Genomic DNA, 21587 nt, shown 5'->3' with positions numbered 1-21587 from the left:
GATGGCGGCGTTGTTCAATCGGCCCGCTCAAGCTCCGATCGGCTTTTCAGAACATTTGCGCCGTCTTCCTGTTCGATCAGAAAAGCGGGCTCGTCCTTGCTCGCCTTCCGCTTGATCCTGAAGCCGGCGATTGTGCGCTCAACGTCATCAGTGAAGGTCTCGACAATCTTACCTTCACCGGTGCCACTACCCCAATTCCAGCGAACTTTCGTTCCCTTGCGAAATGCCGACATGATCATCTCCTTGCCAAAGATGGTCAAATGCCAGCCCGCCGGGCTTGTTCCCTCACTCCTCCTCCAGCGTCAGTCGGAACTGCGCCGCCTCAAGGTCCTTCGGCGGCTGCATGCCCAGATGTTTCCAAGCGGTCGCCGTCAGAATACGCCCGCGCGGCGTTCGCTGAATGAAACCCTGCTGGATCATGTAGGGTTCGATAATGTCCTCGATCGCATCGCGCGGCTCCGAGAGGCCGGCGGCGATGGTTTCGATGCCGACAGGGCCGCCGCCGAAATTGACGGCGATCATGGTGAGATAACGCATATCCAGCTGGTCGAGACCCATTTTATCGACCAGAAGCCGCGTCAAAGCCTCGTCGGCGATCTCGCGGGTAACGGCTTCCGCCCGCGCCACCTCGGCGAAATCACGCACCCGGCGCAATAGCCGCCCGGCGATACGCGGCGTGCCGCGTGCACGCCTTGCCACCTCGCGCGCGCCTTCATCGGTCATATTGAGGCCCATAAGCCGTGCGCCGCGTCGAACGATCAGTTCCAGTTCGTCGACCGTGTAGAAAGCCAGCCGGACAGGAATGCCAAAACGGTCGCGCAGCGGCGTCGTCAGCAGGCCGAGACGGGTCGTTGCGGCAACAAGGGTGAATTTGGAAAGATCGATCTTCACCGAGCGCGCCGCCGGTCCCTCGCCGATGATGAGATCGAGCTGGAAATCCTCCATTGCCGGATAGAGGATTTCTTCCACCGCCGGGTTGAGACGGTGGATTTCATCGATGAAGAGTACGTCGCGCTCCTCGAGGTTGGTCAGAAGTGCAGCAAGATCACCCGCCTTGGCGATGACCGGGCCGGATGTCGACTTGAAGTTGACGCCGAGCTCCTTGGCCATGATCTGCGCCAGCGTCGTCTTGCCGAGGCCGGGCGGGCCAACGAACAGCACATGATCCAGCGCCTCGCCACGGTTCTTGGCGGCCTCGATGAACACCTTAAGATTGGCGCGGGCTTCTGCCTGGCCGGTAAAATCGTCCAGCGACTGCGGACGCAGCGTGGTGTCGATATCCTCGCCGCGCTTTTCCGGGGTAATCAGTCTCTCCGCATCGCTCATTCAGGGCATTCCATTGTTATAGCCGAATTCATCAGGTAACCGCCGCCGCTATATCATGAGTATCGCAACAACGCGCTTCACGAAATTCAGGATATGTATGGGCTACACGCCCGCTTACCAGCCATTCTTACCGCGAAAGCTCTTTCAGCCCGAGCCGGATCAGCTTGGCGCTGTCCCCGCCCTCGCCGCCATTCTTCAGCGCAGCGGCAACGGCATTGGCGGCCTGGTCACGCGAATAGCCGAGATTGGTGAGCGCGGAGACTGCGTCGGCAACCGGCGCGGAAGCAACGCCTTCCCCAAGCTCCTGCTTGAGCCCGATGGACGCCGAAGCATCCCCGGCGAAAGCGGGCGCCTTGTTGCGAAGTTCCGTCACGAGGCGAACCGCCACTTTCGGCCCCACGCCGGGCGCACGCGAAATCATTACCTTGTCCTGAAGCGCGATGGCATTGGCAAGCTCGGAGGGCGACAGCGTGGAAAGGACGGCCAAAGCCACTTTCGAGCCCACTCCCTGCACGCTCTGCAGCAGGTTGAACCACTCTCGCTCCAGCGCCGACAGAAAGCCGAACAGCTTCAGCTGGTCCTCACGCACGTAGGTTTCGATGAACAGCACCACCGCCTCCCCGACGGAGCCGATTTTCGACAGTGTGCGCGCCGAACAATAGGCGACGTAACAGACGCCGTGCACATCCACCAGCACGTAATCCGCGCCGATTTCCTCGATGCTGCCCTTCAATTTTCCGATCATGATGCCGCCCGCTCAATGAGACCTTATATTCAACCGGCCGCCAGGAGCCGCCGCATCCTGTCACCGCCGCGATTATGGGCGTGGCAGATGGCGATGGCGAGCGCGTCCGCTGCATCGTTACCCTTGAATTCGGCCTTCGGCATCAGGATTTTCAGCATCATGTGAATTTGCTGCTTTTCGCCGTGCCCGACGCCGATGACCGCCTTCTTCACAGCGTTCGGTGCATATTCGAAGACCGGCAATCCCGCTCGTGCCGGAACCAGCATCGCAATGCCGCGCGCCTGGCCGAGTTTCAGCGTGGCAACCGCATCCTTGTTCACGAAAGTCTGCTCCACCGCCGCCTCATCGGGCTGGTGGCTGTGCACGATGTCCGCCAGCCCGTCATGCAACTGGCAGAGCCGGGAGGCGAGGTCCATATCACCATCCGACGTTACCGTGCCGGAAGCGACAAACCGTAGGCTGTTGCCAAGGGTGTCGATGACACCCCAGCCGGTGCGCCGCAGTCCGGGGTCGATGCCGATGATTCGAATCGTCTTTTGCATGAGTTACCTTATCTTTCCGGCTGCGACCGTGCCAGCGATAAGTGAACAAAACGACAACATTGCTCAAATTTGCAATGCAGCATTTACCTCTGCTTAAACCGCGTACCGCATTGTTCCCCCACAAAACCAACAAAAGGGGAGCTGCGGACATGATGATCCGCAGCACAATATTTTCGCCATATCAGCCGTCCGATGGCGCCATCCATGCATGGCGCGGGAACTGATCCGGCATTGGGGGCTGCTTCGGCCATGCTGAATCGTTTTCATTCCATATCCACCAAAGTGCTGGTGATTTTCCTGGCGCTGATGGCAATCTCCACCGGGGCTCTGACCCTTCTCGGTTATCAAAGCAGCAGTGGCGTTCTCGAAGAACAGGCGTCGAAATCCATGGAGAGCATTCTCGTCTTCCGTGGCGACATGCTTCAGGAACGCCTTGAACAGCTGAAGACGCAGGCGGACTCCATCGCCAAGATCGAAGCACTGCAAATTGCTGTTGTTTCCATGCGCAGCGGCTGGGCAACCGTACAAAAGAATTCCGGTGACGCGAAGGCGGAACTGCAGCGTGTCTTCGTCAAGGAAAATCCCTTCGGTGAAAAGGAAAAGCTGATCAAGCCGGAAAGCCCAAGCGGCTTTTATTATTCGACCCATGAAAAGACCCAGACGGATATCGGCGGATATCTGCAGGGAACGCCGTTCAGCGACGTCCTTTTCATCGATCCGGCCGGCACGGTTTATTACTCTTATCTGAAGGGAACGGCCTTTGCGGAAACCGTGACCGGCGGCGTCTGGGCGGAAAGCGGTCTCGGCGCAGCATTTACACGCGGTGCCGCGAATGCCGAAAAAGCCGTCAACGACATGGCGCAAACCAGTTTCTCCGGCCTGCGCATAGATGCCGCAACAAAAGAGGTCGGTATTTATTTCGGCGTTCCGGTCGTCAAATTCGGCGCCTTCAAGGGCATCGTCCTCTTCCGCGTCAAGGAGGACGTGTTCAGCCAGATACTCGCAAAGGGCATCGCGGCCGGCAGTTCCGAACAATCGGCAATCATTTCGGCGGATGGCAAGGTTCTGGGCGAGCAGGGCGAAAAGCTCATCGGCCTCGACCCGGCAATCTACGGTTTCCATGGACAGGCGCTGAACGCCGCCGGCATGACGATTGCCAAGATCGACCGCCCGGATGGCGAGGCCAATGCCTATGCCCGCCCCTTCTCCTTTGCAGGTGAAAAATATCTCGCCGTCGAAAGCATGTTGCGCAGCGAGCTGAACGCGGGTTCCATCTCGATTGCCGGCACACTTGCCGTGATCGGCCTTTGCGTTCTGGCCGCCATGTGTGCGGCGACGGCCTTTTTCGCACGGCGCCTGTTCGCCCCGCTGGAAAAGCTCGCCGGGCTGACCGGCGAAGTGGCGGCAGGTCGTCTTGATGCGGAGATCGGCAATCAGGACCGGAAGGACGAGATCGGCCGCATGGCGCGTGCGCTCGGCAGTTTCCGTGAAAAGCTTATTCTGCAGCGGGAGATGGAAGAGACCGCATCACGCACCCGGGAGGAAGCCGAAACAGCCCGCCGCACACATCTTGCGCAACGGGAGGCCGAGGCCGGAACCCTGCAAATGGTCGTGCAGTCTCTGGACGAAGGTCTGGACCGGCTGGCGAACGGCAATCTTGCCTATCGTATCGACACCGTATTCCCCGACGATCTCGAAAGCCTGCGCCACAACTTCAATACGGCGCTTGCCCGGCTGAGCGAAACCATGCAGGCCATCGGCAGCAATTCCACAGCCGTTCGTGGCGGTTCCGAAGAAATGCGGGTGGGTGCCGACCAGCTGGCGGAACGCACCGAGCGGCAGGCGGCCTCCATTACCGAGACGGCAAGCGCCATCAAGGCCATCACCGTGGCCGTCCGCGACCAGATCGAACGTGCCGAACAGGCGACGCGGATCGCCCATGACGCGAGCACGGAGGCGACGGCATCCAGCCGCGTGATGGAGCAGACCATCGCCGCCATGGAGGCGATCCAGACCTCATCGCGCCAGATCAACCAGATCATTGGCGTCATCGATGAAATCGCTTTCCAGACGAACCTTCTCGCATTGAATGCGGGTGTGGAAGCCGCCCGCGCGGGCGACGCCGGCAGGGGGTTTGCGGTTGTGGCACAGGAAGTGCGTGAACTGGCGCAGCGTTCGGCCGCCGCTGCCAAGGAAATCTCCAGCCTGCTGAAACGCTCCACCGACGAGGTTTCCGCGGGTGTTGTCTTAGTCGAAAAGGCGGGCGCGTCACTCACCGGCATCGGCAAGCATGTACAGACCATCAGCTCCCGCATCGAGGAGATCATGGAATCGACCCGCGAGGAAGCGCAAACGCTTGCGGAAATCAATGGCACCGTCACCAGCCTCGACACCATGACACAGCAAAATGCCGCCATGGTGGAGGAAACGACAGCCGCCATTCATAACCTCGCCTCCGAAGCGGGAGAGATGGACGGCAGGCTCGGACAATTCGTGCTGGCCACTGACGGGCAAGCAGCGGGACAGAGCAAAACCCGTCAATTCCGGCGGGCCGGCTGAGTTAAGGGGGCCTCTTCGGAGGCCCCAATTTTTTTGAACCATCCATCAATTCTATGCGACTTCTATGGTAAATCGGGACACGCGCCTTACATCCGCAGCAAAGATTTGAATTTACGCAGGAGCGTCGGATGATCCCCTTTTCCATTCTCGACCTTTCGCCCATCGGCGAAGGCGAGAGCGTCAGCACGGCGCTTGAAAATTCCCGCCGCATGGCAATCAAGGCCGAAGACCACGGCTATAACCGCATCTGGCTAGCGGAACACCACGGCATGCCGGGCATTGCCAGTGCAGCGACATCGCTCGTCATCGCCCATGTGGGTGCGGCCACGAAACATATCCGTGTCGGCTCCGGCGGCATCATGCTGCCCAACCATTCCCCTCTCGTCATCGCCGAGCAGTTCGGCACGCTAGCGGCGCTGTTGCCCGGCCGGGTCGATCTCGGTCTTGGCCGCGCGCCCGGAACCGACATGCGGACGGCGCGGGCGCTGCGCCGCAACCTCGATGCCGGCGCAGAGAACTTTCCGCAGGATATCATCGAACTGCAGCGTTACCTCGGCCCGCCACAGCAAGACCAGGCGATCCTCGCCGTGCCGGGCATGAATTCCAACGTGCCGCTCTGGCTGCTCGGCTCCAGCACATACAGCGCGCATCTCGCCGCGGCACTTGGCCTGCCCTATTCCTTCGCGTCACATTTTGCCCCTGACATGCTGATGGAGGCGATCCATATCTATCGCGAGCGCTTCCAGCCCTCCGAAGTGCTGGACAAGCCCTATGTGATGGTGGGTGTGATGGGTGTCGGCGCGGATACGGATGAGGAGGCGCAACATCTCTTCACCTCGTCCCAGCAGCAATTCGTCAATCTGCGCCGCAATGTCCGCACCCCGTTCCCGAAGCCGGTGCACAGCATGGACGGTTACTGGAACGAGATGGAGCGTTTCTCGGTGGAGCATACATTGCGTTTCGCCGCCGTCGGCTCGCCCGAAACGATCGAGCGTCATCTCGGTGGTTTCCTTGCCGAAACGCAGGCAGACGAACTGATCGTATCGATGCCGATCCATGACATCGAAAAACGGCTGCGTTCCGTGGAAATTTTCGCCGATGTGCGGAGTTCCATCAGGAAGGCGGCCTGAATAAAAAAGCCCCGGAGCGAGAGAGCTACCGGGGCTTTTTATTAAATCTGAAACGTCAGGCGGAGAGCTTGGCGAGAATTTCTTCGGAAACCTCGAAGTTGGAATAGACGCTCTGCACGTCATCATCGTCTTCGAGATTGTCGATGAGCTTCATCAGCGACTGCGCCTTTTCTTCATCCACCGGCACCGTGTTCTGCGGCTTCCAAATGGCCTTGACGCTTTCGGCTTCGCCCAGCACGCCTTCCAGCGCCTTGGAAACCTCGTTCATCGCTTCGAAACCGCAGATGATGGTGTGGCCGTCTTCGGAAGATTCGACATCGTCGGCGCCCGCTTCGATGGCCGCTTCCATGACCTTGTCGGCATCGCCGACTTCGACCTTATAGGTGATTTCGCCAACGCGGTCGAAGGAGAAGGAAACGGAGCCCGTTTCACCCAGCGCGCCACCGGCCTTGGTGAAGATGGAGCGCACGTTGGAGGCGGTGCGGTTGCGGTTGTCGGTCAGGGCCTCGACGACGACGGCGACGCCACCCGGGCCGTAACCCTCGTAACGGACTTCATCGTAGTTTTCGCTGTCTGCACCGGAAGCTTTCTTGATCGCGCGCTCGATATTGTCCTTCGGCATGGACTGGGCCTTGGCGTTCTGGATTGCCAGACGCAGGCGCGCGTTCATGTTCGGGTCGGGCATGCCCGCCTTTGCCGCAACGGTGATTTCACGCGCAAGCTTGGAAAACATTTTGGACCGTACGGAGTCCTGCTTGCCCTTGCGGTGCATGATGTTCTTGAACTGTGAATGACCAGCCATGGAAAACCTGATTGTCTTAATTTGGAGATTGCGGGCCTTATAAGTGCGATACGCCCGCCGTTCAACCCCGCAAGCGCTTTCTCTTCCGTCAACAATAGAAGGAACTGATTTATCCGCTTCTCGTTTTGATCATGAACGCGGCACATGAGGGCATGGATTTCTCGCCGTCGTAGCAAAACAGACCGGAAGGAGAAAACACATGGTCAGCCTGACTGAAGCAAGAGAAGCCCCGGCCCGCCAGCTCTGGGACGAGATCAATTCCGTCCATGCCGGCATGCTCGGTCTGGAAGGCCTGCACAACCATATGCAGCCCATGGCGCCTCATGCTGACCCGAAAACCAACACCATCTGGTTTTTCTCCAAAAAAGACACCGATCTCGTAAAATCGCTGAAGTCAGGCTCGCGTGCGCATTTCTGCCTCGTCGGGAAGGACCATGATTACCACGCCTGCCTCTCCGGCATTCTGGAAGCGCGTGACGACCGGGCGAAGATCGACGAATACTGGAATTCCGTCACTGCCGCCTGGTTCGAACATGGCAAGGCCGATCCGCAGCTGACGATGCTTGCGCTTCACGTCGATGATGCCGACATCTGGGCGTCAACCGACAGCACGCTGAAATTCGGCTGGGAAATCGCCAAGGCCAACATGTCGGATGACAAGACACCCGACGTCGGTGTCCGCCAGCACCTCAACTTTGCTTGATTCCGACACCTGATTATCCGGGCTCCCCCGGCCTTCCTCGCCCACCGCCTGCTACATGCCTTTCGGCACCAGTATCTGCGGTTGGCGGGGAAGGTTTCTCATTGAAACGCGGATCACCGGATCGGCGGCATAGGCAATCTGGAAACTTTCACCAAACATTGTCAGAAACTGCTCGAGCGGCGGCCCGGTGCGGTGCATCGGCAGGATCAGCGCGGAGCGCAGGCGTTTCACCACCCGGCTCATGCTGTCAGCCCCCATGGTCAGGCCGCCATCCACCGGAACCATCAGCACATCCAGACGGCCTATTTCGGCATAATGCGTATCCGTCAATTCGTGATGCAGGTGGCCGAGATGGCCTATGCACAGTCCTGCAACTTCGAAAATGAAGATGGAATTGCCGTTTTCCTGGAAGGATTCATAGTCACCCCAGCGGTTGCGGATATCGGTCGCGACATTGCGGATATAGACATCGCCCACCAGAACCCTGTGCTCGGCCTTTTCGCCCGGCGTATCGCTCCAGCCATGCAGCACGTGTTGAATGGCTGGATCCGGATTGAGGGTGAAATGGGTCGAATGCGCCCTGTTCATCGTCACCACCGTCGGGGTGACGGGCGGGCGATAGACGCCATTATAGTCGGTGGCAATCGTCACCCCGCCGGGGCTTTCGATCAGATAGGTGGAATGGCCGATAAAGCTGATCTTCACTTCTTCCCGGGAAGCGGCCTGGGCAAGCTGAACGCCGGGTGGATTGAAACTGGCGAACATCACACCGGGAATATTGCGGGCAATCGCCTGGCACTGGCTGACGGGCGGGCGACTTTCCGCCTGGGCGAAGGCCGCTCCCGCGCAGGTGAGCAGTCCCGTTATTGCAAGCATTAGCACACGCAGCATCATGCCACTCCCCTGAACTTGCGAAGGGCAGAGGATGAGACAGGTTTTGCAAGGCGTCCAGTTGCAAGAGCTGTGGGAATGCTCACAATCTCGTCATTGTGAGCATTCACGCTGAAGGAAGGTCAGGCCCAGAAAGACGGAAGGGTTTCGGAGAGCCGCGGTCCGATGCGCAGTGGCGCAATCTTTTCAGCCAGTCCGGTGCGGTCGGAAATTTCGACACCGACGCCGCAGATCGTCGCCGGCCCGCTTGCCGCCTCGAAGCGCCCCTTCGGCATCTTGGAGATGAAACGGTTGATCGGCTCTTCTTTCTCCATACCGAGCGAGCTGTCATAATCACCGCACATTCCGGCATCCGACATATAGGCGGTGCCGCCATTGAGGATTTGCGCATCCGCCGTTGGAACATGCGTATGGGTGCCGACAACGAAGCTCGCACGGCCGTCTACGAAATGGCCGAAACACTGTTTTTCGCTGGTTGCCTCGGCATGAAAATCGAAAATGATGGCGTCGGCCTGCTCTTTCAGCGGGCAGGCGGCAAGAATAGTCTCGGCCGACTTGAAGGGATCGTCCAGTTCCGGATGCATGAAGACGCGGCCCATTATGTTGGCGACGAGGATACGCGCGCCGTTGCGGGCATAAAAAATGCCCGAGCCCTTGCCCGGCGTACCCTCAGGATAATTGGCGGGACGCAGGAACTGGTCGTGGCGCTCGCAGAAGGAAACAGCCTCCTTCTGGTCCCAGACATGGTTGCCCGTCGTCACCACATCGGCGCCGGCATTGATGGTCTCGAGATAAATATCCTCGGTGATGCCGAAACCGCCGGCGGCATTTTCACCGTTGACGATGACGAAATCGAGCTTCAGATCGGAAATCAGTCCCGGCAACCTGTCCCAGACCGCCGTGCGTCCGGTCTTGCCCACCATGTCTCCGAGAAAAAGAAGTCTCATTCACCGCCCCGTTTTGCGTATGTTCTTTGGATTGCGTCCCTCTAGCGGGTAATCCGTGTTTTAAAAAGTGCTAAAGCGCCTTTTGCCCTTGATCGGGCATCGACCGCCGTGCGGAAAACCAGCGCAGGCCGCTCTCCGTCAGAATTGCATCAAGCGGCACGTCATGCGGCTCCGCCGGCACCAACGATACTTCCTGACAATCAAAGGCGACACCGATGAGAACGGGGCTCCGACCCTTGCCATGCAATCGCGCAATGGCGCGGTCATAGTGGCCCGCGCCATAACCGATACGCTGACCATGCGCGTCAAAGACAGACAGCGGCACGAGCAGAATATCCGGATCGAGAACATCCGCATCCGCCCCCGGCCCGGTCGTGCCGAAGCCGGTCTTCACCAATGTGGTGTCCGCGTCGAAGGCGCGAAAAACGATGGTTTCGCGGTCCAGCACAACGGGAAGCACAAGACGCCCGCCCTTTGTCCGCAGCGCCTCCATCAGCGGCCGGATATCGGCCTCGGAACGGATCGGCATGAAACCGGAAATGATCGCGCCCGGCGCAAAGGGGATGGTGGATGCGCCATGGGCGGTCAGCGCCTGGCTCTTTTCCTGCCGCTCGGCCTGCGTCAGCGCATCACGCGCGGCAAGCCTTTCGCCGCGCAGTCTCGCTTTTTCGGCAATGTCGCCAGACATCAGGCGGCCCGGCTCACGAGCACCTTGTCGATACGATGGCCGTCAAGGTCGATGACTTCGAAACGCCAGCCGTTGCGGGTGATGTGCTCGCCCAGTTCCGGCAAACGACGGAACTCATCCAGCACCAGACCGGCAACGGTCTCGAACTCGGCATCCTCGTCGATCTGGAATCCCATTCGGTAAGCGAACTCATCGGCCGGCATCCAGCCGGCGACGAGGAATGAACCATCCTCGCGCTCGACCATTGCCGGCTCCTCGTCATTATCTTCCTGGAACGCGCCGGTGATGGCCTCCAGAACGTCGCCGGAGCTGACGATACCTTCGAAATGGCCGTATTCGTCATAGACCAGCACCATATGCACCGTTGAACGGCGCAGCGACTGGATGACGTCCACGGCGCTGGTCAGATCCGAGACGACAGGAACTTCGCGCAGAAGCTCGCGCACATCCAGCTCCTTGCCGGAGGCAAGCGCATCAAAGGCGTCCTTGGCGAAAAGCACGCCGAGAATTTCATCGGAAGCGCCGTTGCGCACAGGCAGGCGCGACCGCTGCGTGCCGCGAAGCTGCTCGCGGATTTCTTCCGCGCTGTCTTCGATATCCACCACTTCCACGTCACGGCGCGGCGTCATCAGGCCACGCGCATTACGGTCGGCAAGACGCATGACGCTGGTGATCATCGCCGATTCCTCGGTCTCGATCACGCCAGCGCTGTGCGCTTCGGCCAGAACGGTGCGAATTTCGTCGTCGGTCACCGACGCGTTGGACTCGCCGCTATGGCCGAGAAGGGCAAGAACGGCCTTGCCCGACTTGTCGAGCAGCCATACCAGCGGCGCGCCGACCCGCGACAGCATCACCATGGTGGGCGCAACGCGCGCGGCAACCTTTTCGGGATCGCGCAGAGCGATCTGCTTGGGCACCAGCTCGCCGACGATCAGCGACAGATAGGTGATGGCGACAACCACCGAGCCGACACCGATTGCATCGGCGGCACGATCCGGAACGCCCTGCTCCAGAAGCCATGCGGTGAACCGGGCGCCGAGTGTGGCGCCGGAAAATGCACCGGACAGAACGCCGACCAGCGTGATGCCGATCTGCACTGTGGAAAGAAAGCGTCCGGGATTTTCGGAAAGGCCGAGCGCCATGGTGGCGCCTCTGCTGCCTTGCGCGGCAAGCACCTTGAGCCTCGCCGGTCTGGAGGAGACAACGGCAAGCTCGGACATGGCAAGCACACCGTTCAATACGGTGAGCAGGACCACGATCATAATTTCAGTAAACAAGTTTAGCTCTTTGGGCTGTTGAACGGCACGTCGCGGTTTTGGCCGCAGCGCCCTTTCTATAAAAAGGGCATGACAGACATACCAATCCGGATAATAGGGAATTGTTCCGCCATTGCAATGACGGCACTATAAAAAAGCCGTTCCCGGCAGTAGTTAAAAATAACTGTCGACGATAAAATAATCAGGTGAAGAACCGGGGTTGACCCGAAACTTCAAGCGCGATCCACGGCGACCGATGGAGATTTACGATCCTGGGTGCCTACAAAAGTAGGTGGGCACCGTGTGTCCAGCCCCACGGGACTGGCCAGGGACAGCTCCCTTTGGATCGAGTATGGCCCCAGGGATTGTGGTTCCTGTCGGGAAGCGCAGAACGCATCCAAGATATAGGACGGATCGGGGAAAACCGCCAGAGGGCGCGGTGCGAAATTTTGCCGCCTCAGAACTCTTCAGCCAATCAATGCGCCGCGGGCTTCGGCCGGGCCAGCAGTTTGTCGGTTATTCCGTTCAGGCGGTCAGCCAGATCGCCGATGGCAAGCGCCACCATCTCGTCCGATTTCGCCTTGTGCTCGGCCATGCCATCGCGGTTGCGGGAAAGGGAAGTGACTTCGCCTTCCAGCTTCTCGAGCTTGCGGTTGATTTCGGAAAGCTCGTCCATCACCATGATGCCGGCCATGACGGTGAGCCTGAGATCACCGATTTCACCGAACTGGCTCTTGAGGTGCCCGACATAACGGTCAAAACGCGTGGCAAGATCGGTCAGGTGATCTTCCTGCCCTGCCTCGCAGGCCATGCGATAGGCCTTGCCGTCGATCATAACAGTGACTTGCGCCATGAAACCGCTCCTATCGATCCAGCACCGCGCGGATCGTCTCCATCGCCGTCACCAGACGGCGGGAAACCTCGCGGTTGACTTCTTCAAGACGGTTGGCGCGAAACTCGGCCTGATCCAGTTCCTGCGCCAGCCTGGCGCGGTCGACATGGACCCGTTTGACCTCATTATCGATCTCGCCCGTCTCCCTTTGCCGCTCGATACGCATATCGATGGCATTTTCGAGATTTGTGATGGCAGCATTCAGCTCCGTCAGCGCAGATTGTACGGTCTTCTCAGCCGACATCGTTTTTTCCAACTCGCACGCCACCGGGCGAATCGTCCGGTTTCAGGCCTTTTCAACAATCACGAGGTTATTACCCGATTTATCATCCCGTCAATCAAACCAGTGCATTGAGGCGTTTTGCTCTGTGGATGAACGAAGAGACGCCGGCCCATATCGCACGAATTTTGTCAGGACACCCGGTTTTCTAAACGATTTTTTCTCCCGGAGCGAACCGCAAACGCCCGTGGATTTATTGACTTGCCGGCCTCACCTGCTATGGATCAACCCGCTTTTTGGATAGTTGCGTAAAACTATCTCCTTTCACCCGGAAACAGACGGAAAAGCCATGATTTCTCGCGACAAACACAACCGGATGGCAAATGCGATCCGCTTTCTTGCCATGGATGCAGTGGAGAAGGCCAATTCAGGCCATCCCGGTCTGCCGATGGGCGCAGCTGATGTCGCCACCGTTCTCTTCACCCGTTACCTGAAATTCGATCCCAAGGCGCCGCTTTGGGCGGATCGTGACCGCTTCGTGCTGTCGGCGGGCCATGGTTCGATGCTTCTTTACTCGCTGCTCTATTTGACGGGCTACGAGGACATGACGATCGACGAGATCAAGCGCTTCCGTCAGTTCGGCTCCAAGACCGCCGGCCACCCCGAATATGGCCATGCGACCGGCATCGAAACCACCACCGGCCCGCTCGGACAGGGCATCGCCAACGCCGTCGGCATGGCAATCGCTGAGCGCAAGCTGGAAGAGGAGTTCGGTTCCGACCTGCAGAGCCACTTCACCTATGTGCTTTGCGGCGACGGCTGCCTCATGGAAGGCATCAGCCACGAAGCCATCGCGCTTGCCGGCCACCTGAAGCTCAATAAGCTCGTTCTGTTCTGGGATGACAACAACATCACCATCGACGGTGAAGTTGGCCTTTCCGACAGCACCGACCAGATTGCCCGCTTCCAGGCCGTTCACTGGAACACCATCCGCGTCGATGGCCATGACCCGGACGCGATTGCCGCCGCCATCGAAGCCGCGCAGAAATCCGACCGCCCGACCTTCATCGCCTGCAAGACCGTGATCGGTTTCGGCGCACCCAACAAGCAGGGCACCCACAAGGTGCACGGCAACCCGCTCGGCGCCGAAGAAATCGCCGCTGCGCGCAAGAGCCTCAACTGGGAAGCCGAAGCTTTCGTCATTCCGGAAGACGTGCTCGATGCATGGCGTCTCGCCGGCCTGCGCTCCACCAAGACCCGCCAGGATTGGGAAGCCCGCCTCGAAGCCGCTGAAGCCGGCAAGAAGGCCGAATTCAAGCGTCGTTTCGCCGGCGACCTGCCCGGCAATTTCGACAGCTCCATCGATGCCTTCAAGAAGAAGATCATCGAAAACAATCCGACGGTTGCCACCCGCAAGGCCTCCGAGGACGCGCTCGAAGTCATCAACGGCATCCTGCCGGAAATGGTCGGTGGTTCGGCTGACCTGACGCCGTCCAACAACACCAAGACCAGCCAGATGAAGTCCATCACGCCGAGCGACTTCTCAGGCCGTTACCTGCATTACGGCATCCGCGAGCACGGCATGGCAGCGGCCATGAACGGCATCGCGCTGCATGGCGGTCTCATCCCCTATGCCGGCGGCTTCCTGATCTTCTCGGATTATTGCCGTCCGTCGATCCGTCTTGCGGCCCTCATGGGCATCCGCGTCGTCCACGTTCTGACGCATGATTCCATCGGCGTCGGCGAAGACGGTCCGACCCATCAGCCGGTGGAACAGATCGCTGCCCTTCGCGCCATTCCGAACCTTCTCGTCTTCCGCCCGGCGGATGAAACCGAGACGGCGGAATGCTGGCAGCTGGCTCTCGAGCAGAAGCATCGCCCGTCCGCACTGGCGCTTACCCGTCAGAACCTGGCGCCTTCGCGCAAGGAATATGAAGAAAAGAACCTTTCCGCCTACGGCGCTTACGAGCTCGTATCGGCAAGCGACGCGAAGGTTTCGATCTTCGCCTCCGGTTCGGAAGTCGAAGTGGCGCTGAAAGCCGCTGCAACCCTGAAGGACAACGGCATTTCGGCCCGCGTCGTCTCCGTTCCCTGCTTTGAACTCTTCAAGGAACAGCCGGAAACCTATCGCAATGCCATAATCGGCAAGGCGCCGGTGAAAATCGCGGTGGAAGCCGCCATCCGCCAGGGCTGGGATTATTTCATCGGTTCCGACGGCGCTTTCGTTGGCATGCATTCCTTCGGTGCGTCCGCGCCGGCGAAGGATCTCTTCAAGCACTTCGGCATCACGGCGGAAGCCGTTGTCGCCGCAGTCGAGGCAAAACTCGCGTGAGGGCCCCAAGCCCTCACCATTCACGCAAAGACCAAGCCCATATCTTGATCGGGAGACTGTAAATGACTGTAAAAGTTGCCATCAACGGCTTCGGCCGCATCGGCCGCAATGTTCTGCGCGCCATCGTCGAATCCGGCCGCACCGATATCGAAGTCGTTGCCATCAACGACCTCGGCCCGGTTGAAACCAACGCTCACCTGCTGCGCTACGATTCGATCCACGGCAAGTTCCCGGCCGACGTAAAGGTCGAAGGCGACACGATCATTGTCGGTGGCGGCAAGCCGATCAAGGTAACGGCCGTTCGCGATCCGGCAACGCTGCCGCACAAGGAACTGGGTGTCGATATCGCGCTCGAATGCACGGGCATCTTCACCGCCCGCGACAAGGCCGCCGCTCACCTGACGGCTGGCGCAAAGCGCGTCATCGTTTCCGCTCCGGCTGACGGCGCTGATCTCACCGTCGTTTTCGGCGTCAATGACGACCAGCTGACGAAGGACCATCTGGTCATTTCCAACGCCTCCTGCACCACCAACTGCCTCGTGCCTGTTGTGAAGGTTCTCGATGACGTCGTTGGCATCGATCATGGCTTCATGACCACGATCCACTCCTACACGGGCGACCAGCCGACGCTGGACACCATGCACAAGGATCTGTACCGCGCCCGCGCCGCAGCCCTGTCCATGATCCCGACCTCGACGGGCGCCGCCAAGGCTGTTGGCCTCGTTCTGCCGCACCTCAAGGGCAAGCTGGACGGCACATCTATCCGCGTTCCGACCCCGAACGTTTCGGTCGTCGACTTCAAGTTCATCGCCAAGCGCGACACGAGCGTTGAGGAAATCAACGAAGCGATCAAGTCCGCTTCCAACGGCAAGCTGAAGGGCATTCTCGGCTATACCGAAGAACCGCTGGTTTCCCGCGACTTCAACCATGACAGCCATTCGTCGATCTTCGCGATCGATCAGACCAAGGTCATGGAAGGCAGGTTCGTGCGCGTCCTGTCCTGGTACGACAATGAGTGGGGCTTCTCCAACCGCATGTCGGACACGGCCGTCGCCTTCGCAAAGACCATCTGAGCATAAATCGCTCCATCAAAAAACCGGCAGGAGCAATCCTGCCGGTTTTTGTTTGTCAAAAAAAGCCGGCGGGACTGAGGGATCCCACCGGCGCCGATCCTGAAGCAAGGCGGGGACGCTTCGGATCGAAACAATCACCGGAGGCGAGAGGAACCAGCCCGTCGCCAGCCTTCCGGCAGGCAACCCTCACTTTCTGTTGTTGATGATGATCGGGTCGTGTGAACCGGCACTGCTCCAGATCGTATCGAAAGTCTGTTGCCGCAAATCACTTTGCTGCATGGAAAGCTTCATCATGCAGTCGGCAAAATCCCGAGAACCTTCAGGGTAGCCAAAGACACGACAACGCTCGCGTTGCGCGGCCATGTTTTCAGCTGTCTGCTCAGTGCTGGAGCAACCCGAAACAATCGAGCCCGCCGCCAGTAATATAAAGATGGATATTCGTTTCATCCGATCGCTCCGGTAATGATGAAAAGCAATTCGGAGATGACAACTAGCGCAGCTGGATTATCGCTATGTTACGTGAAAACACGGCTGCCGAATCTATTTCAACAATCTGCCTATCCCTCCCAAGCAAAAGCTCCAGGCGCGGGACAGGCGTTGCTTCAAGCGCGCACCTTCGCCCACTCGCCGAAAAAATTCCCATTTCCTGCCTTTGTCTGGTCCATTTTGAGACCGACAAGAAGCACAGGGACAACGGTCGTGCGCAATGCACTTCGGCCCTGCCGTATCATGCGATACACCCCGCCTTGCGTCGCCTTTCAACGCCAACCGACTGAAGCGCTGACAGACCGCAACCCGTGGCGCATTGGCTGCAGACGCGCAGAGCATTCATTGCATCGGCCAACGCGGTTTGAATGAGGCGGTGGACGTGGAATCATTTTATCTCCTGTTGCTCGTGGCAACTGTTCTGGTTCTCGTCACAGCCTTTTCCAGCCTCATCGCCTTCCGGTTCGGCGCACCGCTGCTGCTGCTCTTTCTGATGATCGGCCTTGCCGCAGGCGTAGATGGCCTCGGCATCGAATTTACCAACAATCCGCTTGCCTATATGCTCGGCTCGCTTGTGCTTGCCGTCATTCTTTTCGACTCCGGTTTCGGCACGTCGATACAGTCCTTCCGACTTTCGGCAGCCCCCGCCGTCGCACTTGCCACAGTCGGCGTCATCCTCACTTCCGTCTTTTTCGCCGGCGCGGCCGCCCTGCTCCTCGGGCTCTCCTGGCTGGAGGGACTGTTGCTCGGCGCGATCGTCGCCTCCACGGATGCGGCGGCCGTGTTCTTCCTGCTGCGCATCGGCGGCATCCATATCCGCGATCAGGTGCGTTCGACGCTTGAAGTCGAATCCGGCACCAATGATCCGATGGCGATCTTCCTCACCATCGCCCTGGTCGAAATCATCGCCAAGGGCCAGGGGCTGGCCGGCATCGACAGCGGCTTTTTGCTGCTTTTCATTGAGCAGATGGGCCTTGGCGTGATTTTCGGCCTGCTCGGCGGCGTCATGATCGCCACCGTGGTCAATCGCTTCGCCGCCGACCGCGGGCTTGCGCCGATCTTCGTGCTGGCGCTGGCGCTACTTGTCTTCTCTTTCACAGGGACAATTGGCGGTAGTGGTTTTCTGGCGGTCTATGTGGCGGGCATCGTTGCCGGCAACCGCAGGATTTTCGCCAAGGAGACCATCAGACGTTTCCATGAGGGGCTGACCTGGCTTGCCCAGATCATCATGTTCCTGATGCTCGGCCTTCTGGCCACCCCGTCGCAATTTCCGGCAATCGCCATCCCGGCCGTGCTGCTGGCGCTTTTCCTGATCTTCGTCGCCCGCCCGCTCGCGGTGTGGCTCAGCCTCATGCCCTTCAGCTATACCCAGCAGGAAACATCCTTCGTGGCATGCGTCGGCCTGCGCGGCGCGGTTTCCATCCTGCTTGCCATCATGCCCATTCTCGGTGGGCTCAACGATGCACAGATCTATTTCAACGCTGCCTTCATCATCGTTTTGGTATCGCTGCTGGTGCAGGGCTGGACCATCAAGCCGGTGGCGACAAGGCTCGGGCTGATCGTGCCCCCGCGCATGGGCGACGTCGACAAGCTGGAAGTGGACCTTCCCGGCACCGCCAATCACGAGCTGATTTCCTACCGTGTCGCCAAGGGCAGCGCCATCATGCAGGGCGAGCGCATTCCACGCTGGGCGATGCCCTCGCTGGTGGTGCGCGACGGCAAGTCGATCCGCTACCAATATGCCGGCCGGCTGCGCGAAAACGATCTCGTCTATCTTTTCATCGCGCCCGGCTATTCCCGCCTGATCGACCGGCTGTTCGCCAGCGCCCTGCCGGTTGCCGATGACGACGCCGATTTCTTTGGCACCTTCGCGATCTCCCCCGCCCGACCGGCCAAAGAGCTGGATGCGGCCTATGGTCCCGGCCTGATTTCTCAGACCGAACAAGCCATGAGCATCGCCGAATTGATCGAGGCGCGTCTTGCCGGAAAAGCCGATTATGCCGACCGCGTGCGCCTCGGTTCCATTGTCCTCATCGTTCGAACGCTGGACGAACATGAGGCCATCACCGGCATCGGCATCTCATTGGAACCGGTCGAGCCGGCCACCAGCCTGCCGATCTTCATCAGCTTCGGCGAGATCATCCGCCGGGTGCGCGACCATCTGGCGCAGCGGCGTCAATTGCGCTCCGGCAATGCCATCGAGGACACTGCCGCGCCTTCGAACGCAGTGAGAGAAAATGAGGCCTGACCGGCTTGCGTCGGCAATCAGGCATAGTATGGTCCGTGCCGAACTCGCAACAAATCAGGATCGACCTATGCCCGCTTTCAAGACCATCGACGACCTTAACGACATTGCCGGAAAGCGCGTTCTCGTCCGCGTTGATCTCAACGTGCCGGTTGCGGATGGCAAAGTAACGGACGCGACCCGTATCGAGCGGGTTGCACCGACCATTCTGGAGCTGTCCGGCAAGGGCGCGAAAGTCATTCTGCTTGCCCATTTCGGCCGGCCGAAGGGCGAACCGGTGGCCGACATGTCGCTTTCGCAGATCGTCCCCACCGTCGAGGAAGTGCTCGATCACGCCGTTTCCTTCGCAGCCGATTGCATTGGCGCGCCGGCAGCGGATGCGGTCGCGAAGATGAACGATGGCGATATCCTGCTTCTGGAAAACACCCGTTTCCACAAGGGCGAAGAAAAGAACGATCCGGCCTTCGTCGAGGCTCTGGCGGCCAATGGCGACATCTATGTGAACGACGCCTTCTCCGCCGCCCACCGCGCCCACGCGTCCACCGAAGGTCTTGCACGCCATCTGCCCGCTTATGCCGGCCGCACCATGCAGGCCGAGCTTGAGGCACTGGAGAAGGGTCTCGGCCAGCCGGTCCGTCCTGTGGTTGCCATCGTCGGCGGTGCGAAGGTTTCGAGCAAGATCGATCTCCTGATGAACCTCGTCAAGAAGGTCGATGCCCTCGTCATCGGCGGCGGCATGGCCAACACCTTCCTTGCCGCACGCGGCACCAATGTCGGCAAATCGCTGTGCGAACACGATCTGGCCGAAACCGCAAAACAGATCATGATCGAGGCGGCGACATCCGGTTGCGCCATCGTCCTGCCGGAAGACGGCGTGGTGGCCCGCGAGTTCAAGGCCGGTGCGGCCAATGAAACGGTCGATATCAACGCCATTCCCGCTGACGCCATGGTTCTCGATGTCGGCCCAAAATCGGTTGAAAGCATCAAGGCCTGGATTTCCCGCGCCGAAACATTGGTTTGGAACGGCCCGCTCGGCGCCTTTGAAATCGAGCCTTTCGATGCGGCGACCGTTGCAGCTGCAAAACACGCCGCCGAATGCACGAAATCGGGCAAACTCGTTTCCGTCGCCGGTGGCGGTGATACGGTCGCGGCGCTCAACCATGCCGGTGTTTCCGACGATTTCACCTATATCTCGACAGCGGGCGGCGCCTTCCTCGAATGGATGGAAGGCAAGGAATTGCCGGGCGTTGCCATCCTGACCGCCGCCAAGTAAACTCATTTCACTTGCCTGACACGAGGCCGGACAAGCCCTGCTTGGCCGGCCTTGTTTTTTGGTAAGCGCACATGGGAGGAAAAGTTTCAAACGATTGAAATCATTTCAATCGTTTCAATGAGTTAGCGTGCCATTTCCCTGCCCTGGAACTTCTGTTATCGGGAATTTATTGTGCCTTGGGAGAATAGCAAATGACCGAACGTCTCGAAGACATCGCAATCAAAATGGTCGCCGACGGCAAGGGCCTGCTCGCCGCCGACGAATCCACAGGAACGATCAAAAAGCGTTTCGACAGCATCAATCTGGAGTCCACCGAGACCGCCCGCCGCGACTATCGCGAGATGCTGTTCCGCTCCGACGACGCCATGAAGAAATACATCTCCGGCGTCATCCTTTATGAAGAGACCCTGTTCCAGAAGGCTGCCGACGGCACGCCTTTCGTGGATATCATCAAGGCGGCCGGCAGCCTGCCGGGCATCAAGGTGGATATCGGTGCAAAGCCGATGGCTTACCACCCACATGAATTCATCACCGAAGGCCTCGACGGTCTTTACGAGCGCCTGCGCAAATACCACGAGGCTGGCGCCCGTTTCGCCAAGTGGCGTGGTGTCATCACCATCGGTGAGCAGCGTCCGAGCTGGGGTTCGATCAAGGCTAACTCCCAGTCGCTCGCCCGTTACGCCGCTCTCTGCCAGCAGGCGGATATCGTGCCGATCGTGGAGCCTGAAGTGCTGATGGACGGCGAACCCGGCACGCACGACATCGATCGCTGTGCGGAAGTCACGCAATGGGTTCTCCAGACCGTCTTTGCGGACCTGTTCGACGCCCGCGTCAACCTTGAAGGCATGATCCTCAAGCCGAACATGATCATCGACGGCAAGAAGGCCCGCAAGGCTTCCGTCGAGGAAGTGGCGGAAAAGACCGTCAAGGTTCTGAAGGCGACCGTGCCCTCCGCCGTTCCGGGCATCGCCTTCCTTTCCGGCGGCCAGTCCTCCGAAGAGGCGACGGCGCATCTCTCCGCCATCAATGCCGGCTACGACCTGCCCTGGTCGCTGACCTATTCGTATGGCCGTGCCCTCCAGGATACAGCGCTCAAGACATGGGGCGGCAAGCAGGAGAATGTCGCTGCCGGCCAGCGTGCCTTCACGCACCGCGCCGCCATGAACAGCCTTGCCGCAAAGGGCAACTGGAAGCTGGAACTCGAAAAGGCCGCATAAGGCCAGGCCGACAGCCATGCCGAAAAATCAAAGCCGCCCCATGGGCGGCTTTTTTCTTTACGGGCGCAGAAGCAGCGTCGCCGACCAGATGACAAAGGCTGCGACCGCTATCTTCCAGCAATCGCCTCTTTTCTTAAGACCCGGCAGGCCGAGCGGCCGGATGATCTGGACCACCATGGCAAGCAGTAAAAAAAGGCCGATCGCCTTTGTCATTTATTGAGCCTTTTCTTTATTTCTGCATCGTCACAGGCTGGACATTT

21 protein-coding genes and 1 other RNA gene are annotated in these 21587 nt (G+C 59.5%); 8 read left to right on the top strand and 14 right to left on the bottom strand.

What is annotated here, in order from left to right:
* Positions 1-14: 14 nt before the first annotated feature.
* The 4 genes from AKG12_RS15300 to ruvC all read right to left on the bottom strand — a co-directional run bounded on the left by AKG12_RS15300 (position 15) and on the right by ruvC (position 2613).
* A complete protein-coding gene (locus tag AKG12_RS15300; RefSeq protein WP_082178892.1) occupies positions 15-233 on the bottom strand; it encodes a hypervirulence associated TUDOR domain-containing protein in 219 nt (72 codons plus the stop codon).
* A 52-nt stretch (positions 234-285) separates the two neighbouring features.
* On the bottom strand, positions 286-1326 hold the full coding sequence (ruvB, locus tag AKG12_RS15295) for a Holliday junction branch migration DNA helicase RuvB (RefSeq protein ID WP_052819455.1): 1041 nt from the start codon (positions 1324-1326) through the stop codon (positions 286-288).
* A 127-nt stretch (positions 1327-1453) separates the two neighbouring features.
* The gene (gene ruvA / locus AKG12_RS15290) at positions 1454-2071 is read right to left on the bottom strand and encodes a Holliday junction branch migration protein RuvA (RefSeq protein ID WP_046799902.1); all 618 of its coding nucleotides are present in this window, start codon (positions 2069-2071) and stop codon (positions 1454-1456) included.
* A 29-nt stretch (positions 2072-2100) separates the two neighbouring features.
* A complete protein-coding gene (ruvC, locus tag AKG12_RS15285) occupies positions 2101-2613 on the bottom strand; it encodes a crossover junction endodeoxyribonuclease RuvC (RefSeq protein ID WP_003523217.1) in 513 nt (170 codons plus the stop codon).
* 249 nt (positions 2614-2862) lie between these two features.
* On the opposite strand from ruvC, the gene AKG12_RS15280 reads away from it, so the two are divergent.
* Together AKG12_RS15280 and AKG12_RS15275 are read left to right on the top strand one after the other, a co-directional pair.
* On the top strand, positions 2863-5172 hold the full coding sequence (locus AKG12_RS15280) for a methyl-accepting chemotaxis protein (protein WP_052819454.1): 2310 nt from the start codon (positions 2863-2865) through the stop codon (positions 5170-5172).
* A 128-nt stretch (positions 5173-5300) separates the two neighbouring features.
* On the top strand, positions 5301-6302 hold the full coding sequence (locus AKG12_RS15275) for an LLM class flavin-dependent oxidoreductase (RefSeq protein WP_046799904.1): 1002 nt from the start codon (positions 5301-5303) through the stop codon (positions 6300-6302).
* Positions 6303-6357: 55 nt separating this feature from the next.
* On the opposite strand, the gene AKG12_RS15270 is transcribed toward AKG12_RS15275, so the two are convergent.
* Positions 6358-7104, bottom strand: coding sequence for a YebC/PmpR family DNA-binding transcriptional regulator (locus tag AKG12_RS15270; protein ID WP_052819453.1), 747 nt, complete (start codon positions 7102-7104; stop codon positions 6358-6360).
* Positions 7105-7303: 199 nt separating this feature from the next.
* Here AKG12_RS15270 and AKG12_RS15265 point away from each other — a divergent pair, with 199 nt between their 5' ends.
* Positions 7304-7807: a pyridoxamine 5'-phosphate oxidase family protein gene (locus AKG12_RS15265; RefSeq protein WP_052819452.1), complete on the top strand. Its 504-nt coding sequence runs from the start codon at positions 7304-7306 to the stop codon at positions 7805-7807.
* A 51-nt stretch (positions 7808-7858) separates the two neighbouring features.
* Here the strand turns inward: AKG12_RS15265 and AKG12_RS15260 are convergent, their stop codons facing one another.
* From AKG12_RS15260 to AKG12_RS15235, 7 genes are all read right to left on the bottom strand, one after another.
* Positions 7859-8701, bottom strand: a complete 843-nt coding sequence (locus AKG12_RS15260) for an MBL fold metallo-hydrolase (protein ID WP_052819451.1) — start codon at positions 8699-8701, stop codon at positions 7859-7861.
* Positions 8702-8820: 119 nt separating this feature from the next.
* A complete protein-coding gene (locus AKG12_RS15255; RefSeq protein WP_046799908.1) occupies positions 8821-9645 on the bottom strand; it encodes a TIGR00282 family metallophosphoesterase in 825 nt (274 codons plus the stop codon).
* A gap of 70 nt (positions 9646-9715) precedes the next feature.
* Complete coding sequence (locus AKG12_RS15250) at positions 9716-10333, bottom strand: 5-formyltetrahydrofolate cyclo-ligase (RefSeq protein ID WP_052819450.1); 618 nt, start codon at positions 10331-10333, stop codon at positions 9716-9718.
* Complete coding sequence (locus tag AKG12_RS15245; RefSeq protein ID WP_046799910.1) at positions 10333-11595, bottom strand: hemolysin family protein; 1263 nt, start codon at positions 11593-11595, stop codon at positions 10333-10335. The genes AKG12_RS15250 and AKG12_RS15245 overlap by 1 nt, the downstream gene beginning before the upstream one ends.
* Positions 11596-11826: 231 nt before the next feature.
* A non-coding RNA gene (ssrS, locus tag AKG12_RS29400) (6S RNA) lies at positions 11827-11985 on the bottom strand.
* A 79-nt stretch (positions 11986-12064) separates the two neighbouring features.
* A complete protein-coding gene (locus AKG12_RS15240) occupies positions 12065-12442 on the bottom strand; it encodes a cell division protein ZapA (protein WP_046799911.1) in 378 nt (125 codons plus the stop codon).
* 10 nt (positions 12443-12452) lie between these two features.
* Entirely contained in the window at positions 12453-12725 is a 273-nt protein-coding gene (locus AKG12_RS15235) for a DUF4164 domain-containing protein (RefSeq protein WP_046799912.1), read from the bottom strand.
* 325 nt (positions 12726-13050) lie between these two features.
* Here AKG12_RS15235 and tkt point away from each other — a divergent pair, with 325 nt between their 5' ends.
* Both tkt and gap read left to right on the top strand, forming a co-directional pair.
* Entirely contained in the window at positions 13051-15033 is a 1983-nt protein-coding gene (tkt, locus tag AKG12_RS15230) for a transketolase (RefSeq protein WP_052819449.1), read from the top strand.
* Positions 15034-15095: 62 nt separating this feature from the next.
* A complete protein-coding gene (gene gap / locus AKG12_RS15225) occupies positions 15096-16106 on the top strand; it encodes a type I glyceraldehyde-3-phosphate dehydrogenase (RefSeq protein ID WP_046799914.1) in 1011 nt (336 codons plus the stop codon).
* A 186-nt stretch (positions 16107-16292) separates the two neighbouring features.
* Here the strand turns inward: gap and AKG12_RS15220 are convergent, their stop codons facing one another.
* Positions 16293-16553, bottom strand: a complete 261-nt coding sequence (locus tag AKG12_RS15220; protein WP_046799915.1) for a hypothetical protein — start codon at positions 16551-16553, stop codon at positions 16293-16295.
* Positions 16554-16974: 421 nt separating this feature from the next.
* Here AKG12_RS15220 and AKG12_RS15215 point away from each other — a divergent pair, with 421 nt between their 5' ends.
* The 3 genes from AKG12_RS15215 to AKG12_RS15205 all read left to right on the top strand — a co-directional run bounded on the left by AKG12_RS15215 (position 16975) and on the right by AKG12_RS15205 (position 21327).
* Positions 16975-18840 (top strand): potassium/proton antiporter, encoded by a 1866-nt coding sequence (locus tag AKG12_RS15215; protein WP_052819683.1) that lies wholly within the window; start codon positions 16975-16977, stop codon positions 18838-18840.
* Between the two features lie 67 nt (positions 18841-18907).
* Positions 18908-20110: a phosphoglycerate kinase gene (locus tag AKG12_RS15210; protein WP_052819448.1), complete on the top strand. Its 1203-nt coding sequence runs from the start codon at positions 18908-18910 to the stop codon at positions 20108-20110.
* A gap of 191 nt (positions 20111-20301) precedes the next feature.
* Entirely contained in the window at positions 20302-21327 is a 1026-nt protein-coding gene (locus tag AKG12_RS15205; protein ID WP_052819447.1) for a class I fructose-bisphosphate aldolase, read from the top strand.
* Positions 21328-21384: 57 nt separating this feature from the next.
* Here AKG12_RS15205 and AKG12_RS30745 read toward each other — a convergent pair whose 3' ends face one another.
* Positions 21385-21540: a hypothetical protein gene (locus tag AKG12_RS30745; protein WP_003497629.1), complete on the bottom strand. Its 156-nt coding sequence runs from the start codon at positions 21538-21540 to the stop codon at positions 21385-21387.
* Between the last annotated feature and the right edge of the window lie 47 nt (positions 21541-21587).

Origin of the sequence: Agrobacterium sp. SUL3 (genome assembly GCF_001263295.1) — a bacterium.
Lineage (GTDB): Bacteria > Pseudomonadota > Alphaproteobacteria > Rhizobiales > Rhizobiaceae > Agrobacterium > Agrobacterium tomkonis.
The sequence above is the reverse complement of the archived record's forward strand: the minus strand, read 5'-3'. Positions and strand labels throughout refer to the sequence as shown.